At 39.3% G+C, this 14,238-nt stretch carries 23 protein-coding genes; 7 read left to right on the forward strand and 16 right to left on the reverse strand.

Going from position 1 to position 14,238, the window contains the following annotated elements:
• Positions 1-2: 2 nt before the first annotated feature.
• The 9 genes from ANCC_RS14815 to ANCC_RS14855 are packed head-to-tail and all read right to left on the reverse strand — an operon-like array spanning position 3 to position 4,016.
• Positions 3-794, reverse strand: a complete 792-nt coding sequence (locus ANCC_RS14815) for a hypothetical protein (RefSeq protein ID WP_006566306.1) — start codon at positions 792-794, stop codon at positions 3-5.
• On the reverse strand, positions 787-1,554 hold the full coding sequence (locus ANCC_RS14820; RefSeq protein WP_006566307.1) for an HNH endonuclease: 768 nt from the start codon (positions 1,552-1,554) through the stop codon (positions 787-789). The genes ANCC_RS14815 and ANCC_RS14820 overlap by 8 nt, the downstream gene beginning before the upstream one ends.
• Positions 1,529-1,888 (reverse strand): putative PDDEXK endonuclease, encoded by a 360-nt coding sequence (locus tag ANCC_RS14825; protein WP_006566308.1) that lies wholly within the window; start codon positions 1,886-1,888, stop codon positions 1,529-1,531. Before ANCC_RS14825 ends, ANCC_RS14820 begins: the two co-directional genes overlap by 26 nt.
• Positions 1,879-2,160, reverse strand: a complete 282-nt coding sequence (locus ANCC_RS14830; RefSeq protein ID WP_022261338.1) for a hypothetical protein — start codon at positions 2,158-2,160, stop codon at positions 1,879-1,881. The genes ANCC_RS14825 and ANCC_RS14830 overlap by 10 nt, the downstream gene beginning before the upstream one ends.
• Entirely contained in the window at positions 2,138-2,707 is a 570-nt protein-coding gene (locus ANCC_RS14835; protein WP_006566310.1) for a hypothetical protein, read from the reverse strand. The genes ANCC_RS14830 and ANCC_RS14835 overlap by 23 nt, the downstream gene beginning before the upstream one ends.
• Before the next feature lie 3 nt (positions 2,708-2,710).
• A complete protein-coding gene (locus ANCC_RS14840) occupies positions 2,711-3,286 on the reverse strand; it encodes a Sak single strand annealing protein (RefSeq protein WP_006566311.1) in 576 nt (191 codons plus the stop codon).
• Position 3,287: 1 nt separating this feature from the next.
• Complete coding sequence (locus ANCC_RS14845) at positions 3,288-3,518, reverse strand: hypothetical protein (protein ID WP_006566312.1); 231 nt, start codon at positions 3,516-3,518, stop codon at positions 3,288-3,290.
• Complete coding sequence (locus tag ANCC_RS14850; protein WP_006566313.1) at positions 3,505-3,804, reverse strand: hypothetical protein; 300 nt, start codon at positions 3,802-3,804, stop codon at positions 3,505-3,507. The genes ANCC_RS14845 and ANCC_RS14850 overlap by 14 nt, the downstream gene beginning before the upstream one ends.
• A gap of 47 nt (positions 3,805-3,851) precedes the next feature.
• Entirely contained in the window at positions 3,852-4,016 is a 165-nt protein-coding gene (locus ANCC_RS14855) for a hypothetical protein (protein WP_006566314.1), read from the reverse strand.
• Positions 4,017-4,109: 93 nt separating this feature from the next.
• On the opposite strand from ANCC_RS14855, the gene ANCC_RS18075 reads away from it, so the two are divergent.
• Positions 4,110-4,313, forward strand: coding sequence for a KTSC domain-containing protein (locus ANCC_RS18075; RefSeq protein ID WP_083774635.1), 204 nt, complete (start codon positions 4,110-4,112; stop codon positions 4,311-4,313).
• Here ANCC_RS18075 and ANCC_RS14865 read toward each other — a convergent pair.
• Together ANCC_RS14865 and ANCC_RS14870 are read right to left on the reverse strand one after the other, a co-directional pair.
• The gene (locus tag ANCC_RS14865; RefSeq protein WP_006566315.1) at positions 4,300-4,461 is read right to left on the reverse strand and encodes a hypothetical protein; all 162 of its coding nucleotides are present in this window, start codon (positions 4,459-4,461) and stop codon (positions 4,300-4,302) included. The genes ANCC_RS18075 and ANCC_RS14865 overlap by 14 nt on opposite strands.
• A gap of 125 nt (positions 4,462-4,586) precedes the next feature.
• The gene (locus ANCC_RS14870; protein ID WP_006566317.1) at positions 4,587-4,811 is read right to left on the reverse strand and encodes a hypothetical protein; all 225 of its coding nucleotides are present in this window, start codon (positions 4,809-4,811) and stop codon (positions 4,587-4,589) included.
• Between the two features lie 140 nt (positions 4,812-4,951).
• Between ANCC_RS14870 and ANCC_RS14875 the strand changes: the two genes are divergently transcribed.
• A complete protein-coding gene (locus ANCC_RS14875) occupies positions 4,952-5,209 on the forward strand; it encodes a hypothetical protein (protein ID WP_039946371.1) in 258 nt (85 codons plus the stop codon).
• Here ANCC_RS14875 and ANCC_RS14880 read toward each other — a convergent pair.
• Genes ANCC_RS14880 through ANCC_RS14890 form a run of 3 tightly spaced genes read right to left on the reverse strand, consistent with a single transcriptional unit; the run spans position 5,166 to position 6,543 of the window.
• The gene (locus ANCC_RS14880) at positions 5,166-5,579 is read right to left on the reverse strand and encodes a hypothetical protein (protein ID WP_006566318.1); all 414 of its coding nucleotides are present in this window, start codon (positions 5,577-5,579) and stop codon (positions 5,166-5,168) included. The genes ANCC_RS14875 and ANCC_RS14880 overlap by 44 nt on opposite strands.
• 23 nt (positions 5,580-5,602) lie before the next feature.
• On the reverse strand, positions 5,603-6,301 hold the full coding sequence (locus ANCC_RS14885) for an ORF6C domain-containing protein (RefSeq protein WP_006566319.1): 699 nt from the start codon (positions 6,299-6,301) through the stop codon (positions 5,603-5,605).
• 14 nt (positions 6,302-6,315) lie between these two features.
• The gene (locus tag ANCC_RS14890) at positions 6,316-6,543 is read right to left on the reverse strand and encodes a helix-turn-helix domain-containing protein (protein ID WP_225103759.1); all 228 of its coding nucleotides are present in this window, start codon (positions 6,541-6,543) and stop codon (positions 6,316-6,318) included.
• Between the two features lie 149 nt (positions 6,544-6,692).
• On the opposite strand from ANCC_RS14890, the gene ANCC_RS14895 reads away from it, so the two are divergent.
• The 5 genes from ANCC_RS14895 to ANCC_RS14915 all read left to right on the forward strand — a co-directional run bounded on the left by ANCC_RS14895 (position 6,693) and on the right by ANCC_RS14915 (position 12,603).
• Positions 6,693-7,322, forward strand: a complete 630-nt coding sequence (locus ANCC_RS14895; RefSeq protein WP_006566321.1) for a LexA family protein — start codon at positions 6,693-6,695, stop codon at positions 7,320-7,322.
• 65 nt (positions 7,323-7,387) lie between these two features.
• The gene (locus tag ANCC_RS14900) at positions 7,388-8,248 is read left to right on the forward strand and encodes a hypothetical protein (RefSeq protein WP_006566322.1); all 861 of its coding nucleotides are present in this window, start codon (positions 7,388-7,390) and stop codon (positions 8,246-8,248) included.
• Between the two features lie 189 nt (positions 8,249-8,437).
• Complete coding sequence (locus ANCC_RS14905; protein ID WP_022261347.1) at positions 8,438-9,400, forward strand: Abi family protein; 963 nt, start codon at positions 8,438-8,440, stop codon at positions 9,398-9,400.
• 158 nt (positions 9,401-9,558) lie between these two features.
• Positions 9,559-10,815 carry a tyrosine-type recombinase/integrase gene (locus tag ANCC_RS14910; protein WP_022261348.1) on the forward strand — a complete coding sequence of 419 codons (1,257 nt, stop codon included), beginning with the start codon at positions 9,559-9,561 and terminating at the stop codon, positions 10,813-10,815.
• Positions 10,816-11,688: 873 nt separating this feature from the next.
• A complete protein-coding gene (locus ANCC_RS14915) occupies positions 11,689-12,603 on the forward strand; it encodes a nucleotidyltransferase family protein (RefSeq protein WP_006566325.1) in 915 nt (304 codons plus the stop codon).
• A 78-nt stretch (positions 12,604-12,681) separates the two neighbouring features.
• Here the strand turns inward: ANCC_RS14915 and ANCC_RS14920 are convergent, their stop codons facing one another.
• Together ANCC_RS14920 and ANCC_RS14925 are read right to left on the reverse strand one after the other, a co-directional pair.
• Positions 12,682-13,095, reverse strand: coding sequence for a 3D domain-containing protein (locus tag ANCC_RS14920; RefSeq protein WP_006566326.1), 414 nt, complete (start codon positions 13,093-13,095; stop codon positions 12,682-12,684).
• A gap of 320 nt (positions 13,096-13,415) precedes the next feature.
• The gene (locus ANCC_RS14925; RefSeq protein WP_009290949.1) at positions 13,416-14,237 is read right to left on the reverse strand and encodes an Mrp/NBP35 family ATP-binding protein; all 822 of its coding nucleotides are present in this window, start codon (positions 14,235-14,237) and stop codon (positions 13,416-13,418) included.
• Position 14,238 lies beyond the last annotated feature (1 nt).

The raw sequence follows: 14,238 nt of genomic DNA on the forward strand, positions 1-14,238 counted from the left end.
CTCTAACCTCCTATCTGCCGTTTAAAGAGCTGTTTTTCCAGCTCGTCATAGTCATAGTCACGTTCCTCAAAGTTGTGGAACTGGTTATTTGTCTGCTTCTTCACAACCGCCTTTGGCTTCTCATAGTTCCCATCAAGGTAATCTACATACCCGGAATTAAAGAATGTTGATCCATTCTGCGGTTTTCTCCAATCGTCCTGTTTGAGATCCTCGATGTACCTCGCCATAGCCCGTCGCATTTCCTCCTCGCCAATCTCAGCGATCTTTCGTTTCTTTGCATCGGACACTTGGCCTTTTCCCCGTTTATTCGGGTATGCTTTCCACAGGCGTTCAAACAGTGCGTTGGCGTCAGCCTTGCACAATGTATTTATTGTATTTGGATTAGGATTCGGATTGGATTGGATTACGGGGACATCTGAAATCATCTGCTTGCAAGTGCTTTCATGTGTAATAATCTGTGCGTCAGCTTCATCCAATGACGGGTATTTGCTTTTCTTTGCCCGTATGGTCTGATGTTTCTCCCAAGCTACAATTTGCAGATACGGCTTCTCTTCAACCGTGTAGGTGGTCACAATACCTGCCGACGATAGCTTATTAAGAGCATTTTCAATTTGATTATCAGTGACATTTTTCAATGGAAAGCAACTGCCTTTTATGATTGGTATCCTCGCATCAAACCTTCCGTAATCATCACAACTGACCATCAGCCTATAAAACAGCACTTCTTCAAACCATGTAAGGTCGTTAATACTGTCGCTGGTCCTGATGGATTCCTTGATAATGCGATTAGGCATCTATACCACGCTCCTCCAACAAGGGTTCTATCCGGCGTTTTAACTGAGTCCAATTTGCACAGTCAATAACAATTCCTTTTATCTCCTGAAAATCACTCTCGGAATGGATCAGCTGCGTAAGCCATTTGAATAATTTATTTTCATCCACATAAGAAAAATTGGTTCTGCAGATCTTTTTTATATAGTTGATATAATACAAATATGGATTGTTCTTTTCTTTTTCTCTGGAATAACAGATTCTTTCTATATAATTAAATGCTTTTGTCGTGCTCTCATCGTCACCGTCATAGTACCGATCCATAGAAATTTTAGAGGACTCATACACTTCTTCAAAGCCAAATTTGTTTATCAAGCCCTTGCACCATTTTCTCCCGTATTCTGAAAATCCTTGACCGCAAGTACTTTGTAGAAACTGTTCGATTGCATCTATCTGATCTTCAACAAAGTTATGTAATCCCTGCTCCCACTCCAGCATCATCTCTAGCTGGTTTCTTCTTTCATTTAGCTCATCAAGCTGTTCCTTTTTCTTTTTGATTGTCTCTGAATCAGATAATTCTGTTTTACCTTTTCCACGGTTACAATCTCGGCAGGATGTAATCAGATTCATGATGTCATTGTCTCCGCCGTTCGCTACCGGATTGATATGATCTACTTCTAAAATCACATCAGGGGCACTTCTTCCGCAATACTGGCAAGTAAATGAATCCCTTTTAAATACTTCAAATCTTATTTTTTTACTCAGTGTTTTCCTTTTCGCCATCCTCTAACTCCTTTCCTGCCGCCCATTCCCGGTATAGTTCTATCCAGTCATCGAGCAACATGGTAACTTTCCAAGGCTCTCGGTTTTTCCGGTGCATTACAACTGGCTTTTCGCTCTCCTTTGCATCGCTACGTGCCTGAGCCATTGCGGCATCCAGATTCAATTTCTCTACCCGCTTACATTCGATATGTATGTACGGTAGGCCGACCACGTCAGCGTCCCCGTTAGCCCCGCAGTATTGCTGGCCCCTGCGGGTGTCGTATCCATGCTCCCGGAGAATCTTAGAAAGCTCTAATTCTCCCTTTTTCCCTTTACTCCTACTGTTTATAGCCATGACTTGCCAAACTCCCTCCTGAATGCCTCACGGTCGCCTATGTGGTCTTCAAAATACTTTTGTGCTGCCATCTTAACTGCAAGGTCGAGGACCGGATCAAAATGTATGCCATAATTACTCATGTTGTGGTGCCAGGCACAGAGCCAGATCTTCATGCCGTGTTCTTCGGATTTTCGCCTGTTTGCAGTTCCTTCAAAAACATGGTGGCAATGTAGGTCTTGTTCTGCCCCGCAGACATAACACACCTTTTCAGTCTGTAGTACGCTTTTCAAACTTCATCCCCCACCTTTCTTCCATCCGCCTGATTTCTTCCGGCGTTGCTGTCTCTATGCCAAGAGCCTTTGCCTCCTGTACGGTTCCTTCAATTAACCGTGACATTTCTTTTGTGTTATATGTATGCGAACCTCGCATGACAAGATTGACACGAAACACCTTTCCTGCACTGTTTATATGCGTCTCTGTCGTCGGTTGTAGGTGCGCAAACTCTACATCATAGGCGTTTATATCATCGTCCAGCGGCAAGCTCACAAGATTACCACCAATCCGTTCATATTCTCCGTACTCGGAAATAAGACGGTTCTTTATGTAAACGTTGCTTTGCCCTGTGACATCTGCAATTTTCCCGATCAGCTCATGAAAATAAGAATTTGCATTAAGGCTCCTTTTTTCTCTGTATTGTACGATCTTCACAGACAACTTATCTTTGTCTTTCAGTCGGTCATATTCTTGCCTCACATCCTCATTTAGTTCAATTTCAATCTTCTGGCGGCCTGACACATAGTCTATTGCCAGACCACCTAATTTCCCAGTACATTCCATAAGCTACTTCTCTTTATCTGGCGTATTTTTAAATAAATCCATAGCTCTCTTAAATCCAGATGTTCTTATTTCGCTCCAGCTTTTAACGCCGATTGCATAAAACATTTTAGTTTCGGTCACTCCGGTACGAGCCATTTCTTTTTTTAATACGTTTATTTTTATTTCGTCAATCGGTTCATCGCCTTCCTGATCTTTCCCTTTGTTTGGGAGATCCTCACCACTATAAATGTATAATCCAAGGCCAAACATCGCCAGATTCTTAGTAAGGCATCGCATGATCGTTTTATTAATATCAGTTGCTGTCGGCTGCATAATCGTCTTATTTCGATGATCCATGACTGGAAGCCACATTTCTAAAGTTTCTCCTTCGATGGTCACATTGGTCATAACCATACAACCTACTTCTTTATCAAGGAAGTATGGAAGTCCTCTGTCGTTTTTGACCACAGTATATGTAGCATCTGGATATCTCTTTTTCACTTCTTCCCAGGCCTTGCTCCATGAAAGATATGTAAGGTGCCCTTTCATTTCTGTATAATCGTTCACATTTATATTGTTTAATGTCTCAAAAGTGCTCATGCTATGCCCTCCTTAAATAATGGATCTCCCGGTTTATATGTTGCTGTGTAATCTCGTCTACACTTTCCATCTCATCCCCGTCCGGGTAGTAATGCCATCCCTGTTCCCATCTGTAAAACCAGTCCAGGAAAGCATCTTCCATTAATGCATCTCCGGTTTCCACGGATTCCAGAGCGTACTCAAACGCCTCACTCTCCGGTATCCGTTTCCCGTCTTTTTCATAAAATCCCATTCTTATTCTCCTTTAATAAAGATAGCAATAGATCACGACATTTCGTAAACTCCTCATTATCCAGCTCTTCGTCAAGGCGAAAATCATAAGCAAATGTCGGACTAGCAAAAGAACTCCACCCATTCAAAAAGACTTCAATTTCTAACACCGCCACATGGCCTGAAAATCGAAAAAATACTGTAGGTCCAGATTTTTCTCCTCTCTGTCGTTTTTCTATTGTCCCGTCTTCCCCTCTCTGCACATCCATACAGAGTTGGCAAAGGTATAAATATTTATCTTTCACCATTTTCAAAAACCTCCGATCTGTGCTATAATGCACATAGACATATATTTTTAGTGTTTGCCCTTGGAAGTGCCAGCTTCCGGGGCTTTTTGTTTTTCTAAACGCTCCAATCCCTTCATGATCCCTCTTAAAACATACTTTTCTTGTGCGTATGGAATCGGAATCTCCTCCCGGAGTGCTGCAAGCATTACCTGCGCATCTTTTTTATCTGCCATTTATCTCACCTTCTTTCTATTGTTTTCTTCCCATATATCTCCTATAATTTAAGTACAGGTATTATTTACCAAGTACATAAAAGGAGGTGTTACATGAACAGAACTGCTGTTTCATCTAGTCGTATCAGTAGTGTTGGCTGGGAAAACTCCACACTGGAAGTGCAATTCCATAATGGAGCAATCTACCAATACTACGGCGTGTCATATGATGAGTATCGAAATTTTATGAGTTCCAGCTCTTTAGGTTCCGAATTGTCACGGTTAGATAAGCACCATAGATACGCTAGGATTGTTTAGTGTTTGATGGGATAAAAGCCTGGTCTTGTACCACTTTTATTCCATCCTCTTTTATAATCAAAGATACATATGGCATTTTGTTATCTTTTAAATACTCAACAGCTTTTTCACATGCCTTTTCAATTTTCTTAATTTCTTCTTCGTTCAAATTTCACTCCTCCTTACAATTTTCGTTTCCATGCTACCCCTGCCGCCCAGAAAGAAATGGCAAGCCATTTTTCTCCTGCTAAGGCAAACGCGCAGCCTAAAAGCAAGATGATGTTTCCATATGCTCTATCCATCACATCCCTCCTTTTCCGGTTGATATAAGATCCCTGTTACTTCCCAAAGTAATTTTGGACTAATGTAATAGCTCATCTTTCCGGTTTTCTCTGACGGCTTTGCATACCCGATGGGCAGCCATCCTTGTTCGATCCCAGCCCGAATAAATGTAGCGTCCTTTTTCATTACTTTGGCGACGAACGCAACAGGTACGTTGCAGGCCGGGAACTTTGGCATGTTTATATAGGATGTAAGTAGTCTTAACACCTGTTTATTGCTCACATTTATCACCTCATTTCTCTTGTAAATATTTCCTTTTCTCCTTATAATTTAAGTACAGGTGTTGCAGCACCGAGTACATAAGAAAGGAGAACATTATGACTATTGATGAATTAATGAAGGAAATAGATAGTAAAGTTGACACTATGTTTTCAGACTATTCATTCTACGATGCAATCAAAAACGATTCTGTTAATAAATGTAACGAATATTGCAAATCTAAAAACGAAGAGCCAGGTTTTACCTTGTTAGTAAATTTCATGGATGAAAACGTCTTGAAAACAGCTATTTCAATTTCAATGAAAGAAACAATCAAACTCTTGTACTCTCAAAATCTGTTGCGAGTTGACGATTAATTTCTTTTATATCAACAGATACGGGATTCACGGAAAAGTCTTTGGTTCTGCATTTTCTTTCTTCAATGCAAAATTCAAACGATTCCGCTTTTTTTAATGAATCTCTAATTTGACAAGCCGCACTTTCAATGATAGCTGTTGACGGTGTGGCTTTTTCGAGTTCATTTTCAAGAATTGAAAAATTTAACCTGGCATTTCCAATGAGATATTCAAGCACATTGATATTGGTAATCCTTTCGTGTATATATACGATTTCTTCTGACTTGTTAAATTCTCTTTCTACCTTCTCTAGTGCGCCTGCCAAAGCATTTTTAACCTCACACCCTTTTTCTGCTTCTTCTATTTGCTGTATTTCTCTTTGCAAATTCATCTTTTATATCACCTACCTTTTATTTACAAAGACATCTGCGCATTGCATCCATCAATCATCCATCTTGTTCCCTGGCTCGGACTCCACGATTTAACAAAAACAATCGCCTCGTCAAACCTCTTTTTTGGAACATTGTTTCTACTATTTACAGTGAATTTTTCTTGAATATCATGATTGATCTCAGAAAATACCTTTTTGCTCACTTCCTTGTAAGCATTTGATTCTTTTCCACCTAGAGCATTAACTACGACCTTGTTTACCTCGTTTCTTAAAGTCAGTTGCTGTCCGTAATCAATCACCATGTTATTTTCAAGATCTGTCACTCTTCCATCAATCTTTACAATTTTTTCATCATGCATTAAAATCGCTTTCATTTCTGTTGAGTAATTCTTCATTTCATAGGAGCCTGTTTTACGGAGAGATGGGAGGACTTCGCTTGTCACCCAATGTTTAAACTTCTTCGCTGATTCCAATTTGCTTCCGAAGATCAGAGCATATAAACCGGACTCATTTATAACAGTCATTCCTCTTGGAGAATCAAAACTGTTATTTTGGCAGTTTTGCTTATCTTCTAGGTCTACATGCTTTTTTAGTGCCCCAAAATAATCAGCGTATCCGAGTGCAGTTGCCACATCTTTTCCTACAAACCAAGGTTCGTTGTTAATAGTTACTGTTCGCATCTGCCCGAACTCAACATTTTCAAAAATCATTAAATCTTTCATATTTCACCTTCTTTTTATAATGAATTTACGGTTTTATCGTAATCTAGAGGTAAAAAAATAATCTGTGCATATTTAATGCCATACAATTTTTCAATTTTTCTTAGAACAGGTATATCTGGATATGATTTTCCTCTTTCATAGTTACTTAACGTATCTACAGATATTCCTAGCATTTTAGCGGCTTGATACTGTTTTAGCCCTCTCAATTCTCTCGCATTCTTTAATGTCATTCTTGACTCCAATCTTATCCCTCCTTTCTGCTTAATTAGACTATACTACGATTTAAACGTAATGTCAACGTTTTTATCGTATTTTTTTAAAATTTTATTGATTTTTTTACGGTAAAAACTTATAATAGAAATACATTAATATTGAAAGAAAGGAGACGAATATGGGTGGACTAGGAAACAAGGATATAATGGCGAATAATATAAAATACTATATGAATCTAAATGGAAAAACAAGAAACGAAATGTGTGAGGCACTGGGGGTAAAATATACAACTTTTACCGACTGGGTTAAGGGGAATACATATCCAAGGATTGATAAAATAGAATTAATGGCAAATTACTTTGGTATTGAAAAATCCGATTTGGTTGAACAAAGATCTGTAAACCGCAAACATAATGCCGTAGAAATAAATGTCTTGGGGCGTGTTGCCGCTGGAATCCCAATCGATGCAGTAGAAGAAATTATTGATACAGAAGAAATAACCGAAGATATGGCAAAAACAGGAACATTTTTCGGACTTCAAATACACGGAAATAGCATGGAACCAAAATTTAGTGAAGGTGACGTTGTAATTGTTAGACAACAAGATGATGCAGAAACAGACGATATAGTGATTGCTATCGTAAACGGTGATGAGGCTACTTGCAAAAAATTAAAGAAGTATAATGATGGTATTGTTCTTATCTCAACAAATCCTGCATATGAACCTATGTATTTTTCAAACAAAGAAATAATGGACAAGCCTGTAAAAATAATAGGGGTCGTAAAGGAATTACGCGCAAAATTTTAAACTTAAATATACTTAATAATAAAGAGGGATGTAGCTTTTAACTTTTTTACAATAAGGAGGATAAAATGAAAAAGAGACTGTTGTTTATTGTTGCTATATTTGCATTAGCAATCCTATCTGGCGGGTGTTCAAAGGAAGTAAAAGAATACAACATTGATGATCTATTAAAAAATTATTCTAAGGTAGAAAAAAGTATCGAAAAAGAAACACAATATTGGAGCGATGATGAAAAGAAAAGTACAAAATATGTAGATATTGTAGAAAAATACGCCAAAAAGAACGGTTTTGAACTAAATCAAAAAATTATTGTAAGAGGAAAACTAGAATCAATACTCGGAGGGTCTATTTTTTTAAAGGCAAATTCAGAAAAATCTGATTCGTTTATGTGTTCATTCGCCAAGTTTAAACTCCCTCCAAAAATAGCCTTGTTGGAACCTGGCGAAAATATTACAGTTGAGGGAACGCTTTTTAATTCAGGTACAGAAAAGGGGGAACCTTATGTATCTATTTATTTTGATGATTGCAAAATAAAATCACCATCGTTAAAAGAAATGGAGAGCATAGAGTTTAACGATAATATATCAGATATTATATCAACAGAATATTCGCAGCATAGAATCATGGGGACAGTATCATCTGTGATAAAAATTCCTGAAACCGTAGAAAAACGACAAGAAATGCTGGATAATTATAATTCTTCGGTCAATGGGGAATTTCAGTTTGTAAGTGCTTACCGATACGGAACACACTCTGTTAATTTTGAACTAGCAGATGGCAAGCATTTAATGTGTTTTGTGAATGAAAGAAACGGAACACTTCCAGAGGAGGGGGATAAGGTAAGTTTAATTGGAGAACATTTTACATATGACGGATACGAATGTGTAGACGCAAACGAATCTCCAATTTATATTTTTAATGACAAATAAAACAGTTAATAGAAAAACCGCCCGGCTGCAACCGGACGGCAGAACCTATAAATTATATAAAAAGTGAATACTTGACAAGACTCTTGGATATGATATAATGTAGCTAATTAGTGAATGACTGCTGGGCGGTCACAATAAAGGGTCTTGGAACTTCGGTTTTGAGACTCTTTTTGTTTTGGGAGAATGTATATGGAGAAAAAACCACAAGAATTTACAACCATTGAGCAACAGATAGAATTATTAAAATCAAGAAATCTAGTGTTCAAATCAGAGAAAAATGCAAAAATTATTTTAGAATCTTATGGATATTATGAAATTATCAATGGCTACAAAGATTTTTATGTAGAAAAAACTAACTCTACAGAACGATACAGAGATGGTATTACATTTGAGCAAATTGCATCTCTTTATTCCCTAGACCATTCAATCAGAAACCAATTAATAGTTACTCTACTTGATTTGGAAAGTCATTTAAGGGCGGCAACTTCATACGTGATAGCAGAATCATTTTCATCTACCCAGAGTGAATATTTGAAATTTTCTAATTATCAAAATCGTTCAACAAAATACAAACGATTTTCACTTGGTTCTATTCTTGACAAATTTAACAAGGTTGCTCATTCAAGCAAGGAGCCGATTAAATACCACATGGATACTTACGGGAATGTCCCTCCATGGGTTTTATTCAAAGGTATATATTTGAGTGACTTGGTGAATTTTATCAGATTACTGAAACCAAATGAAAAAGAAAAACTAATACATAAAATATATAGCATCCCGGTAGAATTAATTGATACTCATTTAAAAAATTTTTTTACAGATACATTATTTATGTGTCTTGAATACAGAAATTTAGCTGCACATGGAGACAGAATATATAATCATATTCCAAAATCTATAATTCGTGTTACTTCTGATTCGGAAAAGGAATTAAGTGAATTGATACCAAATTTTAATCATATAAACAATTCCCATTCATTAGGAACATTAATATATGCACTATCTTTATTTAAAAAGCAAGAATATGTTCACTCATTACAACAAGTTATTGAAAAAGAAATTAAACGACACTGTTCTGCTTATCCTGACGATTTAGAATACTTATTAGATTCTGTTGGTATAGCATCAATGGTGACTATAACAAGAATATAAAAAACCGCCCGGCTGCAACCGGACGGCAACTACATAACTCCGAAGAGATACGCTAACTCGTAAATATTGTATCATCTTCGGGCAGCTGTCACAAGAAGAACATCAGTTCCTTGATGGCTGTTATTTTTGTACCCATTTTGTGTAAGGAGGATGATAGAATGGCACTCACGACTTGCCCGGAATGCGCCGGGAAGGTATCTGACCGGGCGGAAACTTGCCCACACTGCGGATACCCTCTAAAGAAAACACCACGGAAAAAGCCGAAACCGAACCGCAGGCGTAAATTGCCGAACGGTTTTGGCAGCATAACAGAAATACGTCACACAGATCTGAAAAATCCTTTTTACGCTAGAGCCAACTGCGGAAAAGACAGATACAATAGACCGATCCTAAAGCCTCTCAAGCCGGAGGCGTATTTTCCTACCTATGAGGATGCCATGGAGGCTCTTATTAAGTATAACAAGGGCAAGGTGGACTTATCTAAGGATATGACCGTAGAGACCTTATACAGGCTCTGGTTTGCGGAATATGAGCAAGAGGTGGAGCCCGTAACTGCCAGAGGGGCAAAGAGTGCATTTTCTTACTGCCGGTCCATTTATAAGAAGTCTGTGCAATCTCTCCGTATTGTGGACATAAAGAATTGTATCGAAAATGGAATGGCAATAGAGACAAGAGGAAAAAACAAGGGAAATCCTAAAGAGGCATCTGCAAAAACAAAGATAAACATGAAATCTACGCTTTCTATGATGCTGGACTATGCAAAAGAAATGGAGATCGTAGACAGGAATTGTGCCAGGGAGTGTAATCTGTCCAAGCCGACTGTGAAAGATGCGGCGAAAGCAGAAAACCCACACTTCTCTTTCTCTGCTGCCGAACGCAAAACTCTTTGGCAAAATCGGGACAAGGAGAACGTGGACCTACTCATAATTTCTTGTTATTCTGGTTGGCGGCCCAACGAATTATGTGAGCTTGCCTTAGAGGACATAGACCTTAACAATAACCGCATGAAAGGCGGCAGCAAGACAGACGCAGGAATAGACCGGTATGTCCCGATCCACCCAGGGATAAAACCGCTTCTTATTGCTAGGTACCAGCAGGCACAGGAACTTGGCAGCGACCGATTAATTAATGTGGTCTCTCGTGGTAAGATACGTCCGATTACATACGCAATCTATTCAACCCGGTTTCACAAAATTATTAATGATCTGGGCCTTGATAAAAAGCACCGTCCGCACGATACCCGGGATACGTTCGCCACTGTTGCGAAAGAGGCAGACGTAGACGAATATGCCCTGAAATATATAATCGGGCACTCCATTACGGACATAACTGAGCGGATCTACACGGACCGGAAACCGGAGTGGTATTATAAAGAGATGTGTAAAATTGTTGTCGACAAATACTCGACAAATTAACCACTTCGGACGGGTTTTTACCGCTATTAAAAAATGCAGAAACGACCATTTTAAGCCATTTCTGCGTACACATCTACATTAAAACGTTTTTGTTTATCCAACGCTTTTAAGCCATTTCTGATTTTTATTATAGCCAGTTTTCCTGATAAAATCAACGTTTCCTTTGTTTAGTACCAACGATTTTAATTTTATTCGCTTCTCAGCGAAAACTATCTCTAATCCGCCATTTCACGCCGCTTATCAGGTTTTCTGCCTGTTCCGGGGTTGGGAAACTCAAACGGCCTCTCTGTACGTTTCATATCACTTCTCATACTCTTCGAATGAACCTGCTTCCTGTGATAAGGTATGAGTTATTTACCACTATTTCCGTCGCACTTTTGAAATGCGCTCCTCCAATAGTGGTAAATAACTTTCGAAAAGTGGCACCTTTGATTTCTAAGCAGCCTGCTCCAGCAGATATTATGTCCATTTTCTACACTATTGGAGTGAGGCATTCTAAGAGCCGCACGGAAATCGTGTGGAAAATGTCATGAGTTATTCACTACTATTTCCGTCGCGCTTTTGAAATGCGCTCCTCCAATAGTGGTAAATAACTTTCGAAAAGTGGCACCTTTGGTTTCTAAGCAGCCTGCTCCAGCAGATATTATGTCCATTTTCTACATGATTGGAGTGAGGCATTCTAAGAGCCGAACGGAAATCATGTGGAAAATGTCATACTTACAGGGCACACCGTATTTCATACCCTTCGGGTGGACGTGCTTCGCACGATAAGGTATACCCACAGGGCACACCGTATTTCAATACCCTTCGGGTGGACGTGCTTCGCACGATAAGGTATAATGTTGTTCAGAAATTGATTTGGAGGTATCAAAAGTGAAAAAACCAGCGTTAGTCATTCTTGCCGCCGGCATGGGCAGCCGATACGGCGGGCTGAAGCAGATGGATCCTATGGATGACCAGGGACATGCAATCATTGATTATTCTATTTATGATGCAAAACGGGCCGGCTTTGGAAAAGTCGTGTTTGTGATAAAAAAAGAGATTGAAAAAGATTTTAAGGAGACAGTGGGTTCCAGGATACCGGACGGAATGGAAGTCTGCTATGCTTTTCAGGAAGTAGACAGCCTTCCTGCCGGCTTCTCTGTCCCGGAAGGCAGGGTAAAACCATGGGGTACTGCCCATGCGGTTCTCTGTGCCAAGCCATTTATTGCGGAACCATTTGCCGTTATCAATGCCGATGATTATTACGGCATACACGGTTATCAGGCTATGGCCCAGTTTCTTATGAAAGAATCTTCTTCCGCCAAAGCAAAATTTGCAATGGTCGGATACCATCTTGGAAATACCGTGACAGACAGCGGATATGTCTCCAGAGGAATCTGTGAGGTAGATAAAAACCATCAGTTAGTCTCTATCACAGAGCGGACTCATATTGAAAAACGCGGGGATCATGCTGAGTTTACGGAAGATGACGGAAACTCATGGACATCCCTCCCGTTTGACACTCTCGTATCAATGAACTTTTTTGGCTTCCGCCCTATGATCATGGATGAATTGGAGACTGGTTTTTCAAAATTCCTCTCTGCTTCCCTAAAAGAAAACCCATTAAAATGTGAATACTTTATTCCAAGCGTGGCCAGCCAGCTGATGGAGGAAGGAAAAGCTACAATGGACGTTCTGGTCTCCAAAGACCAATGGTACGGTGTGACCTATAAGGAAGATAAACAGCATGTCATGGATGCCCTTAAGACCATGAGATCTGAAGGGCTGTATCCGGAACATTTTTAAAGAAAAATAGGACAAAATCATTCCTAAGCAACAAAAAAACTGCTGTACATTTGGATACGATGTACAGCAGTTTCTCACTTATTTTTTAATTTTGTATACTTTGACGTTGTTCTTACGTCCGAACTGTTTTACTTTTTTATGGGATTTAAAGTAAACATCAATGTGTTTTCCTTTTACTCCGCCGCCTACATCCTCGGCAACATAAGTTTTACCCTTAATTTTAACCTTGCTTCCCAGTTTGATCTTTCTCTTATCCACGGCAATCGTACGCCCCTGTTTGGCTCTTCTTCCCGTAGCAGTTTTGTTTCCATATCCTCCGCTGCATTTTCTGCATCCGCAGTATGCTGTCAATTTATATTTTCCTAAGTACTGTACTTTTTTAGCTTTTGCCTCTGTGGATGATGAACCGGTGAACAGTGCACCCGTCACTACTGCTGCCATCATGGCAAGCAGTAAAAGTTTTTTCTTTGCTGCTATTTTTAAAAATTTCATAATGTCCTCTTTCTAAATCAAATCATTTCGGTTACTGTATAACCTATGATAGTTTTTTAAAATTTATTCTTACTTTTTAAATATTTGAAATATTTTTGTAACAACTTAGTGCTAGTTTACTTAACATTTGACGATTTGTCAACCGTTGTATTAAAAAAAGAACATGTTTTTACCAAATTTCCCCAATATAATATTACAAATTCATTACAAAAAAAGAGACAAATCCATCGGATTCATCTCTTTTTTCATTAATATTTTTCTTTATTTCATTCTAATCTGATAATACAAAAAATAATTCGACATTATGTGTACAACAAATTTTACAGAGTTTCGATCACTCCGTCCAAATAAAGTTCCTCTACATCTTCAATCAAACCTTCATCACATGCCTTTGTAAGTTTCGGATCAATCGGAAGTTTTCCTAATACTGGGATCTGATACTTTTCGGCAATTCCGTCGATATGACTCTCTCCAAAAATAGAAATCTCTTTTCCGCAGTCAGGACATTTGATGTAACTCATATTTTCCACGATTCCGAGGATTGGAATGTTCATCATCTTAGCCATATTGACCGCTTTTTCAACGATCATTCCAACCAAATCCTGAGGGGTAGCTACCACAACGATCCCATCCAGAGGCACGGACTGGAATACTGTCAGAGGCACTTCCCCTGTTCCCGGCGGCATATCCACAAACATCACGTCGATGTCACGCCATAATGTCCTGCCCCAAAACTGCTTGACCACATCGGCCACTACCGGACCTCTCCAAATCACCGGCTGAGTCTCCTCTTCCAGCATCAGGTTGACTGACACCACCTCGATACCCAAGTTTGTGAGCGCAGGCAGAATAATCCCTTCCTGATTGCCCAAAAGTCTTTCATGCAGACCAAAAGCCTGGGGAATCGACGGTCCTGTCACGTCTCCATCCAGAATACCTGTGTGCAGGCCTTTTCTGTTTGCCGCCACCGCAAGCAGGGCTGTGGTCAAAGATTTCCCCACACCTCCCTTGCCGCTCACTACTCCGATCACCTTTTTTACACTGCTGTCTTTATATAATGGTTCCATAAAATCTGTCTGTGACTGCGTTCTGTCAGAACAGCTTTCCCCGCAGCTGCTGCAGTCGTGAGTACACTCACTCATC

This window comes from Anaerostipes caccae L1-92 (assembly GCF_014467075.1).
Taxonomy (GTDB): domain Bacteria; phylum Bacillota; class Clostridia; order Lachnospirales; family Lachnospiraceae; genus Anaerostipes; species Anaerostipes caccae.